We start from the raw sequence: 21,084 nt of genomic DNA, 5'->3' as shown, positions 1-21,084 counted from the left end.
GCTACACGTAACGCGCGCGCATGCGGCGAATCATGACCGAGGAAATGTAATTGAAGGTCAGGGTGATGATGAACAGCATCAGTCCCAGGGCAAAGGCTGACTGCGTGGCCGGGGTATCGAAGGCCAGGTCGCCGGTCAGTGTCGCCGCGATCTGGACGGTGATCGTGGTCATGCCCTCAAGCGGATTCCAGCTCATATTCGGACTCTGGCCCGCCGCCATGGTGACGATCATGGTCTCACCTAGGGCCCGGGACACGCCCAGCAGAAAAGCCGCGACAATACCCGGGGCGGCGGACGGTATCACGACGTTCTTGACGGTCTCGGCGCGGGTCATGCCCAACGCATAGGAGCCCTGGCGCAGCTTGTCCGGCACCGAGTTGAGGACGTCGTCCGTCAGCGAGGAAATGAACGGCACGATCATGATGCCCATGACCAAACCGGGCGCCAATGCGTTGGTAAACGACGGGTTCAGGCCCATGGCCTGACCCACCTCGATGACGAGAGGACTCACGGTCAAGGCGGCGAAGAAACCGTAGACGACCGTCGGAATGCCGGCCAGCACCTCGAGCACCGGCTTGGCAACGGCGCGTATCTTCGGCGGCGCATATTCGGCCATATAGATGGCTGACAGCAAGCCAATCGGCAGCGCCACCAGCATGGCAATCGTTGCGATCACCAGCGTACCGGTAAATAGCGGCAGCGCGCCGAACTTGGAACGCGATTCGCCCGTAGCCTCACCGACACTGAAATCGGCGGTCGGACTCCAGTTGGTGCCGGTTAGAAACTCCCAGATACTGATCTGCTGGAAGAAGCGAATCGACTCGAACAGCACCGACAGCACGATACCGATGGTGGTGGCGATCGACACCAACGCGGCGGCCAGCAGGAACCAGCGAATGGCGCGATCGATGATATTGCGCGCGCGCAGCGCCGGGCTGATCGAGCGCATGCCATACCAGGCACCGGCGGCGGCCGTCAGCAGGCCGGCAATAACGATGTCACCCTGTGCCGGTGCAGCCAGGTTGAACAGGTGCATGAATGTAGCGATTGCGCCCACGGCCAGACCCGGCAGAATGGCCATCAGCGCGGCATACCAGCCATACTGGCCGGGCCGGGAGTGCATGCGCACGCCACCGGACTCGGTGGCCAGCGCCTGTTTGCGTGCGACCCAGAAAGCAATCATTGCCAGCAGTGAGAGCCCGGCGGCAATGCTCAGTATCGTCTGCCCTGTGTCCATACTGCTCAGTATCTTTCCGGTTTGAAGTCTTGTGTCGGCGTGCGCCAGTCAACTGGACAGCGCACTGCCTTGTAGTGCCCGGCAGGCGGCATTTACATCACCTGCCCGACCTTGAATTCTTCATGATCCTGCAAATAAAAACCATGGCCGGCCGTCTCTGCATGTGACCGGCCATGGTTCGGTTCCTGATTATACAAACAACTTATCCTGTCAGCAGTCTGCTCAGGATTCCAGATCGCTCATCTTCAGCTTTTCACGCTCGGCGACGCTCTTCTGGACCTTCTCGAGCATGCTCTCCGGCAGATTAATCAGGCCGATACGCTTGAGCAGGCCGCGTTGGCCGATCATCTTGTCGCTCATGAACATCTCGACATACTCGTCCATGCCCGACACCTTGTCGGCGTGGCTGTTCTTGATATAAAAGAACAGGCTGCGCGCAACCGGGTAATCACCCGAGGAGATATTCTCCGGGGTCGGCTCGACACCGTCGATGGTGGCGGCCTGCAGTTTGTCAGCATTTTCCTCCAGGAAGCTGTAGCCGAACACGCCCAGGGCATCGCGGTTGCGGGTGATGCGCTGAACGATCAGGTTGTCGTTCTCGCCGGAATCGACCCAGGGGCCATCCTGACGCACGTTGGTATAAGCTTCACCGTCGTAGCCTTCCATATCCTCGGAGGCGGCTTCCATGACCAGTTCCTCGAATGCATCACGGGTACCGGAGGTGGCCGGCGGGCCGAGGATGATGATTTCCTTGTTCGGCAGTTCGCTGTTGATGTCGCTCCACTTCTTGTACGGATTCGGCACCAGCTCGCCGTTCTGCGGCACCTTTTCGGCGACCGCGAGGAATAATTCTTCGCGCGTCAGCGCCAGTGGCTCGTTGTCGATGTGATGGGCAACGACGATACCGTCATAACCGATGATCGCCTCGGTGATATTCTTGACGCCGTTGTCCATGCAGGTTTTCAGCTCGCTGGGCTTGATGCGGCGCGAGGCGTTGGTGATGTCCGGCGTATCCATGCCGTCACCGGCACAGAACAGCTTCAGGCCGCCACCCGAACCGGTCGATTCGATCACCGGGGTGGAGTAATCGGTGGTTGCACCGAATTCCTCGGTCACGTAACTGGCAAACGGATACACCGTGCTGGAACCGACGATGCGAATCGTGTCACGGGCTTCGGCGGCGTTGACGTTGAGTACCATTGCCACCGGCAAGGCAACCAACAGACCTATCATTGTTCGTTTCATTGAAACGCTCTCCTTAATCTCTTCAGGTAATCTCTAAAGTGGCTACGTCAATAGTCATAAGGACTCCGGGTCCTGACTGGTGAGGTACGTTACCGGAGAAGTGTTACTGTTTTATGTAAATGCCGCCGCATCGCACAATCTTTTTCAACTGCCTGATTTGCATGTATATAAATTCGTTTTTGCCCTGTTTTCAGGGACAAATTTTACGTCGGAAATATGACCGTTTGGTTACACCGGCCGCAAAACCCTGATTCCATGGATCGCTCCGCCCACGGCCGGGTGCGCGGTCCGGGCGTGTTGCCAGTCATGCGACCTGCCCGCCGTGACTTCACGGCCCAAGCCCGTCTGCGGTATCCTTGACCGCTTTCCATCCCGGCAAGCCATTTAAAGAATCCGCATGCAAGAACGCTACGACCCTGCCCCGATCGAGGCCGCAGTCCAGCGGCGCTGGAACGAAACGAACGCTTTCGCCGCGCGCGAGGAAGGCGGCGAGAAGTTCTACTGCCTGTCGATGTTCCCGTACCCCAGCGGCCGCCTGCACATGGGCCACGTGCGCAACTACACCATCGGCGACGTGATCACGCGCTACCAGCGCATGCAGGGCCGCAACGTCCTGCAGCCGATGGGCTGGGACGCGTTCGGGCTGCCGGCCGAGAACGCTGCCATGGCCAACGGCGTACCGCCAGCGCAGTGGACCTGGGACAACATCGACTACATGCGCGGCCAGCTCAAGGCACTGGGCTTCGCCATCGACTGGGAGCGCGAGCTGGCCACCTGTGAGCCGGACTACTACAAGTGGAACCAGTGGCTGTTCCTGCGGCTGCTGGAACGGGGCCTGATCTACAAGCATACCGGCACGGTGAACTGGGACCCGGTCGACCAGACCGTGCTCGCCAACGAGCAGGTCATCGACGGCCGCGGCTGGCGCACCGGCGCCGAGGTCGAGAAGCGCGAGATCCCGATGTACTACATGGCGATCACGCGCTACGCCGACGAGCTGCTCGATGGCCTGGAACAACTCGACGGCTGGCCGGACAGCGTCAAGACCATGCAGGCCAACTGGATCGGCCGCAGCGCGGGCGTGGAAGTCTGGTTCCCCTACTGCGACGGCGACGGCGCGCTGAAAACCTTCACCACCCGCGCCGATACATTGATGGGCGCGACCTATGTCGCCGTGGCCGCCGAGCACCCCCTGGCCGAACAGGCGGCACGGGGCAATCCCGAAATCGCAAAATTCGTCGAGCAGTGCCGCCGCAGCTCGGTGATGGAGGCGGATCTGGCCACCCAGGAAAAGCAGGGCATGGCCACCGGCCTGTACGTGAAGCATCCGTTGACCGGTGAAGAGCTGCCGGTGTGGATCGCCAACTACGTACTGATGACCTACGGCGAGGGCGCGGTGATGGCTGTGCCGGCGCACGACGAGCGCGACTTCGACTTCGCGCAGCAGTACGGGCTGCCAATCAAACCGGTGATCAAACCCGCCGACGGCGAACTGGAAACGCCACTCCGCGAAGCGTTCACCGACCACGGTGTCACCTTCGACTCGGGCGAATTCTCCGGGCTCGAATTCCAGGCCGCGGTCGATGCCATCGCCCAGGCGCTGGAAGCCCGCAAACTCGGTCACAAGCGCACCAACTACCGGCTGCGCGATTGGGGCATCTCGCGCCAGCGCTACTGGGGCTGCCCGATCCCGATCATCCACTGCGACGACTGCGGCGACGTGCCGGTGCCCGACGATCAGCTGCCGGTAACGCTGCCCGCGGACCTGGTGCCGGACGGCAGCGGCAATCCGCTGGCGAAGACACCCGAATTCTACCAGTGCATCTGCCCGCGCTGCGGCCGGGACGCGCGGCGCGAGTCGGACACCATGGACACCTTCGTTGACTCGTCCTGGTACTACCTGCGCTATTGCTCGAAGGACAATAACGAGGCCATGGTCGACGCCCGCGCCGATTACTGGATGCCGGTCGACCAGTACATCGGCGGCATTGAACACGCGATTCTGCACCTGCTGTATTCGCGCTTCTGGACCAGGGTCATGCGCGATCTCGGCCATATCCACGTCGATGAGCCATTCACGCACCTGCTCACCCAGGGCATGGTGCTGAACGAGATCTTCTACCGCAAAACCGACAGCGGCCGGCTCGAGTACTTCAATCCGAACGACGTCGAGGTTAAAAGCGACGACAAGGGCCAGCGCCTGTCGGCGACGCTCATCAGCGACGGTACGCCAGTGGAGTCAGCCGGCATCGGCACCATGTCGAAGTCGAAGAACAACGGCGTCGACCCGCAAAGCCTGATCGAGCACTACGGTGCCGACACCGTGCGCCTGTTCACGATGTTCGCCGCGCCGCCGGAACAGACGCTGGAATGGTCGGACGCCGGCGTCGACGGTGCCCACCGCTTCCTCAAGCGGCTGTGGAAACTGGCCAGCGATCACATCGGCCAGGGCCCGGCGCCGGCGCTGGATGTCACCAGCCTGGACGACGATCAACACGCGCTGCGCCACAAGATTCACACCACGATCAGCAAGGTCAGCGACGACATCGGCCGCCGCTATACCTTTAACACCGCCATCGCCGCGGTCATGGAGCTGATCAACGCGTTGGCGAAACTGAATACGGACAGCGACGGCGGCCGCGCCGTCATGCAGGAGGGCCTGGAAGCCGCCGTGCTGCTGCTGGCGCCGATCGTGCCGCATGTCACTGATGTGCTGTGGCGCGAGCTGGGGCACGACGCGGCGATCATCGACACGGCCTGGCCGCGGGCCGACGCAGCCGCCATGGTCCGCGACAGCGTCGAGGTGGTGGTCCAAGTGAACGGCAAGCTGCGCGGCCGCATCACGGTCGCCGCCGACACGGACAAGGAAACGCTGGAAGCCGCCGCCCGTGCGGATGATAATGTGCAGAAATTCCTCGCCGGCAAGGAGATCAGGAAAGTGATCGTCGTGCCGGGCAAACTGGTAAACATCGTCGCGCCATGACAAATATAAAATCCCTTGCATTCCTGCTTCTAATCACCAGCCTGCTCGTCAGCGGCTGCGGTTTTCACCTGCGCGGCGCCGACAGCGTCGGCATTCCCGCAGAGCGCCTTTTCCTCGACACCAGCGGCAGCGGCAATACCGGCCGCGAGGTCGAGCAGCAGCTGAAGCTCACCGACGTCGAACTGACCAAATCGGCCAGCGAAGCCGACTACATCCTGCGCGTGAACAACGAGGATTTCCGCCGTGAAGTCCTGTCGGTCTCGCCGCGCACCGGCAAGGTCGAGGAATACGAACTCATCCTCAGCGTGGCGGTGTCGGTGGCCACCGGCGATGGCCAGTCGCTGCTCGATGATGAACGTGTCAGCAGCAGCCGCGACTACGTCTTTGACGAGGAAGCGGTGATCGCCACCGGCGACGAGCAGCAGCTGATCCGCGATGAGCTCACTCGGCTCATCGCCGGCCAGGCCCTGCTGCGTGCCCGCGCCGTCATCGAGAACCACCAGGAAGGCGCCGCCGACAGCGACAGCCAGTAAACCGCGCGATCATGCGCCTCAAGGCCGAACAACTCAGCGCCCATCTCAGGAAAGGGCTCGCCCCGGTCTATCTCGTCAGCGGCGACGAGCCGCTGCAGCACATGGAAACCTGCGACGCGATCCGCGCCGCCGCGCGCGCCCAGGGGTTCAACGAACGCCAGGTCCTTGAGGTCGAACGCGGTTTCAACTGGGACAGCCTGGCGCAGGAAGCCGCGGCATTATCGCTGTTCGCCGAGCAGCGTCTGATCGAACTGCGCATGGGCAGCGGTCCGGGCACCGAGGGCGGCAAGGTGCTGGCCGAATACTGCAGCCAGCCGCCGGCCGACACCATCCTGCTCGTCAGCAGCGCCCGGATCGACAACCGCAGCCAGCAGAGCAAGTGGTTCAAGGCGATCGACCAGGCCGGCGTAACGATCAGCGTCTGGCCGGTCGACATGGCGCAGCTGCCGCGCTGGATCAGCCAGCGCTGCCGCGACCGCGGCCTGAACATCGACAATGACGCCGCCGAACTGATCGCGCAGAAGGTCGAGGGCAACCTGCTCGCCGCCGCCCAGGAAATCGAGAAACTGCGCCTGCTGACCGACGACAACGCCCGCGTCGACGTCGAGGCGGTGGTCGCGGCGGTCGCCGACAGCGCCCGCTACGACGCCTTTGCCCTCATCAACAGCGCCTACAACGGCGACCTGCCACGTGCATTGCGTATGCTCTACGGCCTGCGCGCCGAGGGCATCGAGGCGATCGCCATCTACGGCGCGCTGATGTGGCAGCTGCGCCGCACCTGCACGCTCGCCCATGCCCGCACCAGCGGCCAGTCTGAGGCCGCGCTGTTCAAGCAGTACCGTATATTCGACAAGCAGCAGGGCCCATTCAAGCAGATCTTCCGGCGCCACTCGGCGACCGAACTCGACCGCCTGCTGCACGCCGGCGGCCGCATCGACGCCCAGCTCAAGGGCTACGCCGGCGGCGACCCGTGGCAGTCGCTCGGCTGGCTTTTGGCCCGGCTGGCCGGGTATGATTCGCTGCCTTCAATGCAATGATTTGACCGACACCATGGATATCAGCAGCACCATGCAGGACATCGGCCGCCGCGCCCGCGCCGCCGCGCGGCTGATGGCGCGCGCCGAGGCCGGCGTCAAGAACAACGCCCTGGAAGCGATCGCCACAGCGATCGAGACCGGGGCCGACGCGCTGATCGCCGCCAACCAGCAGGACCTGGAAGCCGGCCGCCAGTCCGGCCTCGACGCCGCGCTGCTCGACCGGCTGGAACTGACCGCCGCGCGCATCGACGCCATGGCCCGGGGCCTGCGCGAGGTTGCCGCGCTGCCCGACCCGATCGGCCAGATCAGCGACCTGAACTACCAGCCCAGCGGCATCCAGGTCGGCCACATGCGCGTGCCGCTCGGCGTCGTCGGCATCATCTACGAATCGCGGCCGAACGTGACCGCCGACGCGGCGGGGCTGTGCCTGAAATCCGGCAACGCTGCAGTATTGCGCGGCGGCTCCGAGGCGATTCATTCAAACCAGGCGATCGCGCGCTGTATCCGCGCGGGCCTGGCCGCCGCGGATCTGCCGGCCGACGCGGTGCAGGTGCTGGAAACCACCGATCGCGCCGCGGTCGGCGCCATGATCACCATGCCCGAGTACATCGACGTCATCGTGCCGCGCGGCGGCAAGGGGCTTATCGAGCGCATAAGCGCCGACGCCCGCGTGCCGGTGATCAAGCACCTCGATGGCCTCTGCCACGTCTACATCGACGATGGTGCCGATATCGACAAGGCGATCCGCATCGCCCACAACGCCAAGACCCAGCGTCTGGGTACCTGTAACACCATGGAGTCGCTGCTGGTCGCCGACGGCATCGCCGCGCAGGTGCTGCCGCAGCTCGCGCCGCTGCTCGGCGACGCCGGTATCGAGATACGCGGCTGCGCGCGTTCGCGCGAAATACTGCCGGACATCGCCGCCGCCACCGAGGAGGACTATCGCACCGAATTCCTCGGCCCGGTGCTGTCGCTGAAGATCGTCGCCGGCCTCGATGAGGCAATCGAGCACATCGAGACGCACGGCTCACACCATACCGATGCCATCGTTACCGAGGACTTCAGCCATGCACGGCGTTTCCTGCGTGAGGTCGACTCCAGTTCGGTCATGGTCAATGCCTCGACGCGCTTTGCCGACGGTTTCGAGTACGGTCTCGGCGCCGAGATCGGCATCAGCACGGACAAGTTTCACGCCCGCGGCCCGGTCGGGCTCGAGGGCCTGACCTCGCTGAAATACATCGTCCTCGGTGATGGACACGTACGCACGTAAACGTGCGCGTTATTCGTCGTTCGTATCTCGTATCTCGATGCGACCCGCCGATAGCAGAATCCCGTACTCCGCGAGATACGAGCGACGAGCGACGAGATACGCATGAGCAAGCCCATCGGCATCCTCGGTGGTACGTTCGACCCGGTGCATATTGGTCATCTGCGCATGGCGCTGGAACTGCTGGCGGCCCTGGAACTGTCAGAGGTCCGTTTCATACCGGTACATACGCACCCGTTCGGCAAGACGCCGGTCGCCACGCCGGAACAGCGCGCCGAAATGCTGCGGCTGGCGCTGGCCGATTTGCCGCAGTGCAAAGTCGACACGCGCGAGTTGCAACGTGCAAATGTGTCCTATACTGTAGAGACATTGGCGTCGTTGCATGCGGAGGTTGAAGAAACGCCCTTATGCCTGTTTCTCGGTCTGGACGCATTCCGGCAGCTTGATGGCTGGCATCGCTGGCAGGAATTGCTTGATTACTGTCACCTCGTGGTGGTGGATCGCCCGGACATGAGCCCGTCTACAGCCGACCTCCAGACCGCCAGCACCAGTCCAACGATTCAAACTCTCCTGTCGCAACACGCAGTCGATTCACCCGGAGCCCTGCATGAGCAGCGTGCCGGCTGCGTTCTTTTTCAGTCCATACCGACACTGGACATCAGTGCGACACAGTTGCGCAATTCACTGAAGCACGAGCAAACCATACGTTTTCTGGTGCCCGACGCGGTACTGGATTACATCCATCAACATCAACTCTATACCCGCAACGCATGACTCATAATGAAATGCTTACTTCCACGATAGTCACAGCACTGGATGATATGAAGGCGATCGATGTCCAGGTACTGGATGTCAGCGAAATCACGTCCTTCACCGACACCATGATCATCGCCAGTGGCCGCTCCGACGTGCAGGTCAAGGCGCTCGCCAATGGTGTGGTTGCAGCGGTGAAGGAACAGGGCATTCAGCCCATCGGCGTCGAGGGTGTACCGAGTGAATGGATCCTGGTCGATCTGGGTGATGCCGTGGCGCATATCATGCATCCGACCGCGCGGGCCTATTACCAGCTCGAGAAACTGTGGTCCGGTGACTTGAGCATGCCCGAAGACAGCATCCAGGAATCGGCCCGGCACTGAAGTCGCGGCGACGATGCGCCTGTTGCTGCTCGCCGTTGGCAATCGCCAGCCGGAATGGGTGAATGACGGTTATCGTGAATACGAACGCCGCTTCCCGCCGCATCTCACTCTGAAACTGCAGGAAATCAGTGCGCCGCGCCGTGGCAAGAGCCGTGACGCCGAGCAGGTCAGGGAGGAAGAAGGCGAACGTCTGCTCAAAGCCATACCGGAAGGCGCCTATGTCATCGCCCTGGACGAACGCGGTCAGTCCGTCACAACACGTGTATTGTCCGGCAAGCTGGCCGACTGGCTGCAGGTCGGTCGCGACGTGGTACTGATGATCGGTGGCGCCGACGGCCTGGCCGACGGCTGCCTGCAACGCGCCGACTGGCGCTGGTCACTGTCGGCGCTGACATTGCCCCACGGCCTGACACGTATCATGGTTGCAGAGCAACTGTACCGCGCCAACAGCCTGCTGGAAGGGCATCCTTACCATCGTGCGTAAATCGTATCTCGTGAAGCGTATCTCGATAATTTATTATTTACGAGTAATCCGCGAGATACGAGATACGAGCGACTAGATACGATGCTTTACCTTGCCTCCAAATCCCCGCGCCGGCGCGAACTGCTCGATCAGATCGGCGTGACGTACGAAACCCTGTCCGTCGATATGGACGAAACGTGGCAGGGCGATCCGGCGCGTATTCACGTTCCCGAACTGGCCCTGAAGAAAGCGCGCGCCGCACGCGAACAGCTGGGCGAGGTGAACGACAAACCGATCCTCGCCGCCGACACGGAAGTGTTTCTTGACGATCAGCCACTCGGCAAACCGACTGATGAAGACGAAGCACTGGCCATGCTGATGCGGCTATCAGGACGCACGCACGACGTCTACTGTGCGGTGGTATTGCTCACGCATATAGAGTCCGTGGAACTCAGTCTCAGCCGGGTCAGCTTCAGACCACTCACGGAAACCGAATGCCGGGCCTTTATTGCCAGCGGCGAATCGCTGGACAAGGCTGGCGGCTACGGCATCCAGGGCCGGGCGGCGGCGTTCATCAACCGTCTCGAAGGCAGCTACTCGGCGGTAATGGGCTTGCCGCTGTTCGAAACGGCGCGCTTGCTGGAGCAGGCCGGCATCGATGTTCTATCGAATCATATAGACCGCGAATAAACGCGAATGAACGCAAATCATTATTTATTACGCCTGGAACAACATGTGAAAGCTCATGATCGGCGTTAAGAAGAATAGTTGTCGTCGTCATTCCGGCCGAAGAGCCGGAATCCATAGCCAACCAGTCAATATGTAGTATTGGGAGAACAATTATTGCGATTCACGCACCGGTTTATGCATATCCAGTTCTCCGTTCCGCTTTTTCGTCATACATTAATTCTTCATGCAGCATGAATGGCAAGTCATTTGCGCGTATTCGCGTTCATTCGCGGTGACCATCATTTATTCCATTCTCGCCCGCCAGGCCGTTACCACCAGTGTTATCACCGTTAGCGGTATAACGAAGGCCAGCATGGCGTTTTCAAAGCCATGCAGCCAGCCGTGGCCACTTACGGTCATGATAAGATAGGCGGTATAGGCGATGTAGTAGGCGAAGAACAGGCCGCCTTCCCAGCGCGCTATAAGATGCCCGGAGAAGAAAATCGGCAGGCAGGCAACCGCCACCGCCAGCATGACCGGAATATCGAACTGCAGGGCGGCGCTCGAGACATTGATGCCGTCGGGGGCGACGATCGCGGCCAGGCCGAGCACCGCCAGGATATTGAAAATGTTGCTGCCGACGATATTGCCGACGGCGATATCGCGTTCGCCCTTGATACTGGCGATCACCGAGGTCGCAACTTCCGGCAGCGAAGTACCGGCGGCGACGATCGTCAGGCCGATGACGAGTTCGCTGATGCCAAAGGCACGGGCGAGGGTTATGGCGCCATCGACCAGCCAGTTGGCACCCAGAACCAGCAGCGCCAGACCGATGATAATAGCCGTGATATTGATAAGTTGCGCACCAATGCCTTTCGCCGGATGGCCGTACTCCTGAGCATACTCGGCTTCGACCATCGCCACGTCGCGGCGACCCTTGATAATCGCGAATGCGGTGTAGGCAATGATACCGGCAAACAGCAACACGCCGTTGGCGCGGCTGATGCTGCCATCCAGTGCCAGTAACAGCAGCAGTATCGACACACCGATCATGATCGGCACATCGATGCGAATAAGCTGCTGGGAAACAAACAGCGGAGCAATGATCGCCGCCAAACCGAGAATGAACAGCACATTGAAAATGTTACTGCCGACAACGTTACCGATGGCAATATCCGCCCCGGCCTGGCCGCTGAGTGCCGACTGAACGCTGACCGCCATTTCCGGCGCGCTGGTACCAAACGCCACCACCGTCAAACCGATCACCAGCGGCGCAATACCAAGGCTGGCAGCCAGTCGCGACGCGCCGCGCACCAGCACCTCGGCACCGGCAACCAGCAGCAACAGACCCAACACGAAAAACAGCAGAACCGAAGCGCTCATGGAAACAATCATCCAGTAAAGATAGAGCGGATCATGATACAAGAACCTGCCGGCACATAATCAGCTGCAACCATACAGCTTTAGAGAACTAGCGCTGCGACTGGCGCAGACAAAAGCCCAGATAGTGATCCAGGGCCTGGATGTAAATGCTGCGCCAGTCGGGTGTGCCATCTTCGGTAACCGGCCAGACATAGCGACGCTGCAACCAGGTCATCTCGTAATGGCGTGCGCACTTGGCCACCTGGGTCGGGCGCGGCTCGGGCAGGGGATCGGTATTGGCCGAACGGATAAAGTAATCGCGAATAACCAGCGGGTAGGCTTTGGCCAGCTGCGGCCGGTTGTCCTCGACCAGGGCCTGGACGTCATCGCGTTGCGCAAATGCCCGTGCCGCCTCATCGAGCTGTTCGAAATCGACGGCCGGCAAATCGGCGCCCATCGCCAGCCCCAGGGCACCGAACACGACAGCTTGTCGATAGCAGTTCATGCTCCTTAAAGTCTAGCACGACACTGCCTTTCTGCCGCGGGGCTCAGGCGTTATTGTTGCGCAGCAGCAGCCTCGGCAGACCCATGACCAGCATCAGGCGACTGGTCTGCTGGATCAGTTCCAGGCACAGCCGCGGATTATCATAACCTTCCGCCGGGCCGAGTTTCTGCAGTAGTTCATTCAATGCCGGCGCCGTGTGCCCGGGTACCGTCAGCGAGGTCCCATCGTCAAGCACGACGATATCGGCCCCGGCGTCGTGTTCTATGGCGGCAAGTGCGCTGTAGCCCGCGGCCAGCTGGCGTTTTAATGCCTGCAGCGCCGTCGTGCGCAGGTGGTGGAAATAGGCTTCCATGTTGATGATGCCGGTGATCACCTGATTGGGATCCTCGCTGGCAAATACGTGGCTGCCAATGCTTTGGCCAACCTCGCGGGCCAGATCGACACCGGCGCCTTCTTCGACAAACAGCCTATAACTCGGCTGCGCCAGCTGTTCCTTGAGTTCACTGCTCTGCATGTTCAACTCCCGTACAAATGGTCATCCATGCATTAGAACAGATAACCGCCAACAGATTCACGCGCGGCAATAAAAAACCGGCTGCCCGCCCTGACCCGCCAAAGGCGAACAGCCGGCAGTCGGCTCCCCTAAGCCGTCAACTCAAAGCAGTGGCACCAGCAACAGCGCGATGATGTTGATGATCTTGATCAGCGGGTTGATTGCCGGGCCGGCAGTGTCCTTGTAGGGATCGCCGACCGTATCGCCGGTCACCGCGGCCTTGTGCGCCTCGGATCCCTTGCCGCCGTGATTGCCGTCCTCGATGTACTTTTTCGCATTGTCCCAGGCACCGCCGCCGGCGGTCATCGAGATGGCGACGAACAGGCCGGTAACAATGGTGCCGATTAATAGGCCACCGAGCGCCCGCGTGCCGGCATCGCCGCCCATCAGCCAGTTCATCAGCACCACCAGAACGATAGGCACCAGCACCGGCAACAGCGACGGGATCACCATTTCCTTGATTGCCGCCTTGGTCAGCATATCGACTGCACGCGAATAGTCCGGTTTCGCCGTACGCTCCATGATGCCGCCGATCTCGCGGAACTGGCGCCGCACCTCGCCGACCACGGCACCGGCGGCGCGACCGACGGCATCCATGGCCAATGCGCCGAACAGATACGGTACCAGGCCACCGATGAACAGGCCGATGATCACGGCCGGGTCGTCAAGCGAGAACTCGACCAGCTTGCCGGCCGCCTTGAGGTTGTGGGTGTAGTCGGCGAACAGCACCAGCGCGGCCAGGCCGGCCGAGCCGATGGCGTAGCCCTTGGTCACCGCCTTGGTCGTGTTGCCGACCGCATCGAGCGGATCGGTGACATCGCGGATGCTCGAATCGAGTTCCGCCATCTCGGCGATGCCGCCGGCGTTGTCGGTGATCGGACCGAACGCGTCGAGGGCGACGATCATGCCGGTCATCGACAGCATGGCGGTGGCGGCAATGGCGATGCCGTACAGACCGGCCAGCTCGTGGGCGCCGTAGATCGACAGGCATACCGCGATGACCGGCAGCGCCGTCGATTTCATCGACACACCGAGACCGGCGATGATGTTGGTGGCATGGCCGAACTCGGATGCCGCGGCGATGCGCCGCACGGGACCGAACTCGGTGGCGGTGTAATACTCGGTGATGACGACCATCGCCGCGGTCAGTAACAGGCCAATCAGCGCCGAGTAGAACAGATTGACGCCATCGGCACCCATCATCATCACGGTGATCGGGTAAAACGCGATCGCCGCCAGAACGCCGGATATGATCACACCCTTGTACAGCGCGCCCATGATCTTGCCGCCTTCCTTCGTCTTGACGAAGAACGTGCCGATGATTGAGGCAATAATCGAGGCGCCGCCAAGCGCCAGCGGGTAGAGCACGCCGTTGGGACCGAGTTCGCTCACCATCAGATGGCCCAGCAGCATGGTCGCGATCACGGTCACGGCGTAGGTCTCGAACAGGTCGGCTGCCATGCCGGCGCAGTCGCCGACATTGTCGCCGACATTGTCGGCGATCACCGCCGGGTTGCGCGGGTCGTCCTCGGGAATGCCGGCCTCGACCTTGCCGACCAGGTCGGCACCGACGTCGGCGCCCTTGGTAAAGATGCCGCCACCCAATCGCGCGAAGATGGAAATCAGCGAACCGCCGAAGGCCAGACCGACCAGCGCATGCAGCGCTTTCTCCTCACCGATAATCGGCAGGATGATGGCGTAGTAGCCGGCAACGCCGAGCAGCCCGAGGCCGACGACCAGCATGCCGGTGATGGCACCGCCGCGGAACGCGACCTGCATGGCCGCATTGATGCCGTGACTCGCCGCCTGCGCCGTACGCACGTTGGCGCGCACCGAGATATGCATGCCGATATAGCCGGCAAGCGCGGAAAATACCGCGCCGATCAGGAAACCGATACCGGTCGCCCAACCGAGCACGATAGTGAGCAGAATGAAAAGAATGACACCGACGATGGCAACCGTCGTGTACTGACGATTCAGATACGCCGCTGCACCCTGCTGAATGGCCGCGGCGATTTCGCGCATGCGATCGTTACCCTCCGGCTGGGCCAGTACCCAGCGTACCGACCAGGCCCCGTAAACGATCGCCAATGCACCGCACAGAATGGCAAAACCCAAAGCAGTAAAGACAGTCAACATGACGCAACACTCCCAGGCGTTATTATTAGAACTCATGACCAAGACCCGCCCCTGGCCGGGGCAGGCCCTGACATGCGTTATTGCTCTGTACCGGCCCGGACAGGCCGGCCGGCCGCGTCATGATTCATTGTTATTCTGGCTACGACTTGAAACGCGGCCATGGCTGATTGATGTTGTTGCGCCCGCCACTTCTAGCGACGACCCGGCAACAACATTCCCCTAATAATAGTCCGGCAAATAAAATATGCCACCATTACCCGGCCGTCAGTCTGGATGCTGCGCTGCGTTCAGATATCGAAGTCGGTCTTGAGCTTCTTCTTCACCGCCACGTTTTTCAATGTGACGTAGTCGGGTAGGCCGTTTTTATAAGGCGGATAGTCCTCGCCCTTGATCAACGGTGCCAGATAGCGGCGCGCCTGGGCGGTGATGCCGAAACCGTCGCGCGTTATGAACCGCTTCGGCAGTGTCTTCTCGTGATTGGCAACGCGACTGAGATTGGCCTTGCCGAGCTTCCAGCGATACGGCTTGTCCGAGCTGCGTTCGATCGTCACCATCACCGCGTTGTCACCCTTGATGGCATACTCGACCGCCGCCTTGCCGACGGCATAGGCCTGATCGGCGTCGGTTTTCGAGGCGATATGCCGGGCCGAGCGTTGCAGGTAGTCGGCTACCGCCCAGTGATACTTGTAACCGAGCTTGTCCTTGACCATCTGGGCGATGAACGGGCCGACACCGCCAAGCTGCGAATGGCCGAAGGCGTCTTTCGTGCCGGCCTCGGCGAGGAACGAACCGTCCGGGTTACGCGTACCCTCGGAGACAACCACCACGCAGTAGTCGTATTTCTCGACCGTCTGCCTGACCTTCTTAAGGAATGCCTCCTGGTCGAAGGTGACTTCCGGCAGCAAGATAACGTGCGGCGGATCGCCGGGATTCTCGCCGGCCAGTCCGGCGGCGGCGGCGATCCAGCCGGCGTGCCGGCCCATGACCTCGAGGATGAATACCTTGGTTGACGTGCGTGACATCGACTTCACGTCCAGCGCCGCCTCGCGGGTGGACACGGCCACGTATTTCGCCACCGAACCGAAACCGGGGCAGGTGTCGGTCAGCGGCAGGTCGTTGTCGACGGTCTTCGGCACGTGGATGGCCTGTACCGGGTAGCCCATTTTCTTCGACAACTGCGACACCTTGTGGCAGGTGTCGGCCGAATCGCCGCCGCCATTATAGAAAAAGTAGCCGATGTCGTGCGCCTGGAAGACCTCGATCAGGCGCTCATACTGGGCGCGGTTCTCTTCCAGGCTCTTGAGCTTGTAGCGACACGAGCCGAAGGCGCCGCCGGGCGTGTGCCGCAGCGCAGCAACGGCCTTTGCCGACTCACGGCTGGTATCGATAAGATCCTCGGTGAGCGCGCCGATGATACCATTGCGGCCGGCGTAGACGCGGCCGATCCGGTCCTTGTGCTTGCGCGCGGTCTCGATGACGCCGGCGGCGGAAGCGTTAATGACGGCGGTGACCCCGCCGGACTGGGCATAGAAGGCATTCTTCGGTTTGGCCATGGTTGCTGAGTAATCCCCGTTCAGTCTTTTAATGTAACGTTCATACTGGTATCTGCATCAGTCACATTATTATGCTAGCTCTGGACGGCCATGATAAGCCACGGCGGCGAATTCATGATTTGGCCCGCGCAAGCAGGTCAGCGGCTGAACTCGGCCGCCTGTACAGGTCAAAATACCGGCCCGTTTCTTAAATTCCGGATTCCAACACCATCATGCGCATTTCCAGTCTGCTCACCGCCATTGGCCTGGCGCTGCTGCTCAGCCCGCCACCGACCTACGCGGACGTCAGCAACCTGGATCTGCCGGATTTCGGCGACTCGGCGGGCAGCATCATATCGCCGCAGATGGAGCAGCGCATTGGCGAGGCGTTCATGCGCAGCGTGCGCAAGAACGCCACCATCTACGACGACCCGGAAGTCGAGGCGTATATCCAGTCGCTCGGCTACCGGCTGGTCTCCAACAGCGACGACACCTCGCAGTCGTACACGTTCTTCGTCGTCAAGGACGAGATGATCAACGCCTTTGCCGCGCCCGGCGGCATCATCGGCATCAACAGCGGCGTTATCATCAATGCCCGGACCGAAAGCGAACTCGCCGGCGTGGTCGCGCACGAAATCGCGCACATCACCCAGCGCCACCTGGCGCGCATGTTCGAGGTGCAACAGAACATGAGCATGCCGATGCTGGCCTCGATGATCGGCTCGATCCTGCTGACCATCATCAATCCCGCCGCCGGCCAGGCCGCGCTTACCGCGGTGGCCGGGGCCCAGGCCCAGTACGGTATCAACTTCACCCGCGCCAACGAACAGGAAGCCGACCGCATCGGCATGAAGATCCTGGCGCGCTCGGACTTCGATCCAGGCGGCATGGCCGGCTTCTTCGAACGGCTGCAGCGTTCCTCGCGTTACTACAAGGGCAACGCGCCGGAATTCCTGCGCACCCATCCATTGACCAGTAACCGCATTGCCGAGGCGCGCGCGCGCGCCGAGGAATACCCGCCAATCGTGCCGGATGAAACCGAGTCATTCGAGCTGATCCGCATGAAGATACTTGCCAACAGCGGCAAAAACGCACGCGAAGCAGTCAGCCGGCTCAAGGAAATACTCGACGACGCCGAAAATAAGCAAATCATACCGGCACGTTACGGTTACGCCGTCGCCCTGACCAATGCGCGCCAGTTCGACAAGGCGCAGCAACAAATCGACATACTGCTGCAACACGACGATGAAAAACCGGCCTTCCTGCTGGCCGCGGCGCGCCTGCAGGCCGAGCAGCAGAACTATGGCGAGGCACTGGCCATCTACGAACGCATGCAGCAGCTTTATCCCGACTACCGGCCGCTGGTACTGGCGCGCGCGGATACGCTGCTCGATGCCGGCCAACCCGCCGAGGCACGCGGTGTACTGCGCCAGTACGGGCGCTCCAATCCGACCGATCATCAATACTATGAACTGCTGTCGCAGGCCGAATCCCAGGCCGGTAACAAGATCGAGGGCGACATCGCCCAGGCCGAGTACCTGTATCTGATCGGCGACACCTCGCTCGCCATCGAGCGCCTGAAACATACCCAGCGCCAGCCGGGCATCAATTATTACCAGCAACAGCGCATCGACGCCCGTCTGAACCAGTACCAGGAAGAACTGGAGCTCAGGCGTGAGTTGCAGATATAGGGGCAGATACAGAACGTGACCGACGCCGCTGACCCGGTCATGGCCATGATCGGATTCTTTCCCGACGTGACGATTAATCGCTGTCGTAGCGATTACGAACCGTTACACTAGCGCGCCTATTTCCGTTATTTCGTCACGCATGAGCGCACGGCTGCTTTTCCAGATAGTGTTTTTTGTCGTACTCGTGGGCGCCGCGCTGGCCGCCGGTGCGCTGCTGGCCTATCCAGTCCATCTTTTACTGCCGATGGTCGAATTCAGCAGCGTCGCCGAACGCAGCAGCCTGCTCTGCGGTCTGGTCGCCAGCCTGCTGTATGTGCGCTGGACCATGCCGTTCAGCCTGGCCGCGATCGGCTACCGGCGACCGGCCACCGGTCTGCTGCCGGCGCTGGCGCAATCCTATGGCCTCGGCATGCTGGTCATGGCGGTGCCGGTACTGCTGCTGTCGCTGCTCGGGCTCAGCCACCTCGACCCGGATGCGTCCTTCACGCCGGCGTTTTTCCTGCAGGCCCTGCTGATCGGCCTGGTTGCCGGTTTCGGCGCCAGCATCATCGAGGAGACGCTGTTCCGCGGTGCGCTGTACAGTGGCCTGGAAAGGCGTACCAACCTGTTCTGGACCATCCTGCTCAGCAGCCTGCTGTATTCCGCCGTGCATTTTCTCGAGTACCCGTCCCCGGACGGTGACATCACCTGGCTCACCGGTCTGGCGCTGTTCCCCGAGGCCGTCGGGCAGATGTTCCGACCGGGCATACTGAGCCATTTTCTGACACTGTTTCTGCTCGGGGTACTACTGTGCCTGCTGCGCTGGCGCGACGGCCACGTCTGGCGCGCGTTCGGCCTGCATGCCGGCATTGTCATGGTCATCAAGCTGCACAGCGAGATCGCCGACAAGACAACCGGCACGGATTACGACTTTCTCGTCAACGTCTACAGCAGCCGGCTCGGCTGGCTGACCACCGTCTGGCTGTTGGTAATCCTCGCCGTTTACGGCTGGCATTGTTACCGGAAACCGGCCAACTGACGGCCCGGCATATGGGCCTGTGGCGGGAACTGGCAACCCGCCTGCTTTCAGCGCTGCTGCCAGCGCCCATAAACTACTGTTAACCATTTCCGGTACTTAATCCGGACCAACGCTTCCGCTTTGCGCTGTTGGTGCTATGTTTAGATCAGCACCCCGCTGATACAGAGCCTGGTAACATGTTGCACATCAACCCGGAAGTCGTCTGCGCCATTATCGAGAAGTGCCAGGAGTTTCATGCCAAGGAGGAAGTCTCGATTCCGCATGAAAACGAATGGGACGGCGGCGACGACTGGGCCATGCAGATGCTCGCCGACCACGCCGACGATTCCACCCTGTCCGAACTCAAGTACATCATCCAGGATCTCGATCCTAGCCACCAGGTGGAACTGGTCGCGCTGATCTGGCTCGGCCGCGGCGATTACGACGCCAGCGAGTGGCGCGATGCCATTCGCGACGCGCATGACAGCTGGAATTCCAGGACCGCCGAGTACGTTGTCGCAACACCTCAGGTCGCAGATTATTTACAGGAAGGGTTGTGGAGTCTGGGGTATGGATGTGGTGATTGACACATTGCCGACATGCTCCGAATCGGTCAAGCTACAACACGTCATCTCGGAGCGTTTATCCCAACCAACAGCATCGGCCAATAATATCGGCCAAAAACATCGATAATAATGTGCCATTCGATTTCCGATTAATTTAACAGACATGGCAACATAACCTGCATGGCTGGATTCATAAGACGCCAAAGGAACCGCAACCGGCAGCGATTCAAGAACTGGCAACGCAATCATCCGCGATTGAACTGGCTGCTTCACGCGGGCGGATGCCTGCACTGGGATCGCGAAAGTGTTGCCCGCGGCATCGCTGTGGGTCTGTTCGTCGGCCTGACACCCACAGTCGGCATTCAGACCGTATTCATGCTGGTTGGCTGCATGCTGCTGCGCGGTTATTTCCCCGCGGCGTTCGCCATTTCCTGGATCAGCAATCCCTTCACCATGCTGCCATTGTACTGGCTGTTTAATGTTATCGGTGAGTTCATATTCGGTTATCTGCTCAAACCCGACATGTTCTTCAGCCCTTTGCTGGGCGATGCCGGCCGCGAGATATTACTTGGACTGCTGGGGAGTCTATTGATCGCGACACCGGCCGCAGTCGCCGGCTATTCAATAACACTGCACGTCTGGTCGTACCTGAGCCGGAAGCTGGAGCGCAAGCGCGCAGCCCGGCGGAGTGCACGGGCCAACAAGAAATTGAACGCGAGCGGTGCTGTAAATGGTGGAGCGTGACGATCATCGAGTTGGCTGCACCCATCTGGCTTGGCCGTGGTGACTACTCGATCGACAAATGGAAAGACGCTATGCGCCTGGCGTACTCGAACTGAAACTCGAGAACCGCCAAGTCGTGATTGTGACACTACTTATCGCGTATCACTTGCAGGAGGGACTATAGAGCCTTAGAGCATGGATATTTGTTGAATTGTTAGTATTAATACTTCAGGAAACTACTTAACAAATATGTCCAATAAAGAAGCAGCACATCAGCAAGTCAATGATATTTTCTTCACGAGAAACCTATAAAGAATATCACTTAACGAAATAGCTTATGCTGGAAAATATTGAGCTTCCCGATACATAGGTGACAGCGTATTCCGGAGACATGGGTTACACAATAAAGGCATTTGAGGGAGACCTCCGATGCCCTGGAAAGAGTG

The 21,084-nt window shown here is 60.8% G+C and carries 19 protein-coding genes; 12 read left to right on the top strand and 7 right to left on the bottom strand.

Annotated elements, in window-relative coordinates:
* Position 1 precedes the first annotated feature (1 nt).
* Both pstC and J2T55_RS09880 read right to left on the bottom strand, forming a co-directional pair.
* Positions 2-1,237 carry a phosphate ABC transporter permease subunit PstC gene (gene pstC / locus J2T55_RS09885; protein WP_259055969.1) on the bottom strand — a complete coding sequence of 412 codons (1,236 nt, stop codon included), beginning with the start codon at positions 1,235-1,237 and terminating at the stop codon, positions 2-4.
* A gap of 222 nt (positions 1,238-1,459) precedes the next feature.
* Positions 1,460-2,482 carry a PstS family phosphate ABC transporter substrate-binding protein gene (locus J2T55_RS09880; protein ID WP_259055968.1) on the bottom strand — a complete coding sequence of 341 codons (1,023 nt, stop codon included), beginning with the start codon at positions 2,480-2,482 and terminating at the stop codon, positions 1,460-1,462.
* 397 nt (positions 2,483-2,879) lie between these two features.
* On the opposite strand from J2T55_RS09880, the gene leuS reads away from it, so the two are divergent.
* From leuS to J2T55_RS09840, 8 genes are all read left to right on the top strand, one after another.
* Positions 2,880-5,465, top strand: coding sequence for a leucine--tRNA ligase (gene leuS, locus J2T55_RS09875; protein WP_259055967.1), 2,586 nt, complete (start codon positions 2,880-2,882; stop codon positions 5,463-5,465).
* Positions 5,462-5,998, top strand: a complete 537-nt coding sequence (locus J2T55_RS09870) for an LPS-assembly lipoprotein LptE (RefSeq protein ID WP_259055966.1) — start codon at positions 5,462-5,464, stop codon at positions 5,996-5,998. Before leuS ends, J2T55_RS09870 begins: the two co-directional genes overlap by 4 nt.
* An 11-nt stretch (positions 5,999-6,009) precedes the next feature.
* Positions 6,010-7,035, top strand: a complete 1,026-nt coding sequence (holA, locus tag J2T55_RS09865) for a DNA polymerase III subunit delta (RefSeq protein WP_259055965.1) — start codon at positions 6,010-6,012, stop codon at positions 7,033-7,035.
* Positions 7,036-7,048: 13 nt separating this feature from the next.
* The gene (locus J2T55_RS09860) at positions 7,049-8,305 is read left to right on the top strand and encodes a glutamate-5-semialdehyde dehydrogenase (protein ID WP_259055958.1); all 1,257 of its coding nucleotides are present in this window, start codon (positions 7,049-7,051) and stop codon (positions 8,303-8,305) included.
* Positions 8,306-8,407: 102 nt separating this feature from the next.
* Positions 8,408-9,076 (top strand): nicotinate-nucleotide adenylyltransferase, encoded by a 669-nt coding sequence (nadD, locus tag J2T55_RS09855; RefSeq protein ID WP_259055948.1) that lies wholly within the window; start codon positions 8,408-8,410, stop codon positions 9,074-9,076.
* 11 nt (positions 9,077-9,087) lie between these two features.
* Positions 9,088-9,438 carry a ribosome silencing factor gene (gene rsfS / locus J2T55_RS09850; RefSeq protein ID WP_259055947.1) on the top strand — a complete coding sequence of 117 codons (351 nt, stop codon included), beginning with the start codon at positions 9,088-9,090 and terminating at the stop codon, positions 9,436-9,438.
* Positions 9,439-9,451: 13 nt separating this feature from the next.
* The gene (rlmH, locus tag J2T55_RS09845) at positions 9,452-9,922 is read left to right on the top strand and encodes a 23S rRNA (pseudouridine(1915)-N(3))-methyltransferase RlmH (RefSeq protein ID WP_259055946.1); all 471 of its coding nucleotides are present in this window, start codon (positions 9,452-9,454) and stop codon (positions 9,920-9,922) included.
* A gap of 81 nt (positions 9,923-10,003) precedes the next feature.
* A complete protein-coding gene (locus tag J2T55_RS09840; RefSeq protein ID WP_259055945.1) occupies positions 10,004-10,591 on the top strand; it encodes a Maf family protein in 588 nt (195 codons plus the stop codon).
* A 282-nt stretch (positions 10,592-10,873) separates the two neighbouring features.
* Here J2T55_RS09840 and J2T55_RS09835 read toward each other — a convergent pair whose 3' ends face one another.
* From J2T55_RS09835 to J2T55_RS09815, 5 genes are all read right to left on the bottom strand, one after another.
* On the bottom strand, positions 10,874-11,953 hold the full coding sequence (locus J2T55_RS09835; RefSeq protein WP_259055944.1) for a calcium/sodium antiporter: 1,080 nt from the start codon (positions 11,951-11,953) through the stop codon (positions 10,874-10,876).
* Between the two features lie 88 nt (positions 11,954-12,041).
* On the bottom strand, positions 12,042-12,437 hold the full coding sequence (locus tag J2T55_RS09830) for a hypothetical protein (RefSeq protein ID WP_259055942.1): 396 nt from the start codon (positions 12,435-12,437) through the stop codon (positions 12,042-12,044).
* 43 nt (positions 12,438-12,480) lie between these two features.
* A complete protein-coding gene (locus J2T55_RS09825; RefSeq protein WP_259055941.1) occupies positions 12,481-12,951 on the bottom strand; it encodes a hypothetical protein in 471 nt (156 codons plus the stop codon).
* A gap of 141 nt (positions 12,952-13,092) precedes the next feature.
* Complete coding sequence (locus tag J2T55_RS09820) at positions 13,093-15,129, bottom strand: sodium-translocating pyrophosphatase (RefSeq protein ID WP_259055939.1); 2,037 nt, start codon at positions 15,127-15,129, stop codon at positions 13,093-13,095.
* 287 nt (positions 15,130-15,416) lie between these two features.
* Positions 15,417-16,682, bottom strand: a complete 1,266-nt coding sequence (locus J2T55_RS09815; protein ID WP_259055937.1) for a 6-phosphofructokinase — start codon at positions 16,680-16,682, stop codon at positions 15,417-15,419.
* A 212-nt stretch (positions 16,683-16,894) separates the two neighbouring features.
* On the opposite strand from J2T55_RS09815, the gene J2T55_RS09810 reads away from it, so the two are divergent.
* The 4 genes from J2T55_RS09810 (at position 16,895) to J2T55_RS09795 (ending at position 20,659) form a co-directional block, all read left to right on the top strand.
* Positions 16,895-18,352: a beta-barrel assembly-enhancing protease gene (locus J2T55_RS09810; RefSeq protein ID WP_259055936.1), complete on the top strand. Its 1,458-nt coding sequence runs from the start codon at positions 16,895-16,897 to the stop codon at positions 18,350-18,352.
* A 139-nt stretch (positions 18,353-18,491) separates the two neighbouring features.
* Positions 18,492-19,370: a CPBP family intramembrane glutamic endopeptidase gene (locus tag J2T55_RS09805; RefSeq protein ID WP_259055935.1), complete on the top strand. Its 879-nt coding sequence runs from the start codon at positions 18,492-18,494 to the stop codon at positions 19,368-19,370.
* Positions 19,371-19,546: 176 nt separating this feature from the next.
* Entirely contained in the window at positions 19,547-19,936 is a 390-nt protein-coding gene (locus J2T55_RS09800; RefSeq protein WP_259055933.1) for a DUF3775 domain-containing protein, read from the top strand.
* Positions 19,937-20,095: 159 nt separating this feature from the next.
* Complete coding sequence (locus J2T55_RS09795; RefSeq protein WP_259055931.1) at positions 20,096-20,659, top strand: DUF2062 domain-containing protein; 564 nt, start codon at positions 20,096-20,098, stop codon at positions 20,657-20,659.
* Positions 20,660-21,084 lie beyond the last annotated feature (425 nt).

Origin of the sequence: Methylohalomonas lacus, assembly GCF_024808875.1 — a bacterium.
In the GTDB taxonomy this organism is placed as follows: domain Bacteria; phylum Pseudomonadota; class Gammaproteobacteria; order Methylohalomonadales; family Methylohalomonadaceae; genus Methylohalomonas; species Methylohalomonas lacus.
This window is presented reverse-complemented; position numbering and strand designations above follow the sequence as displayed.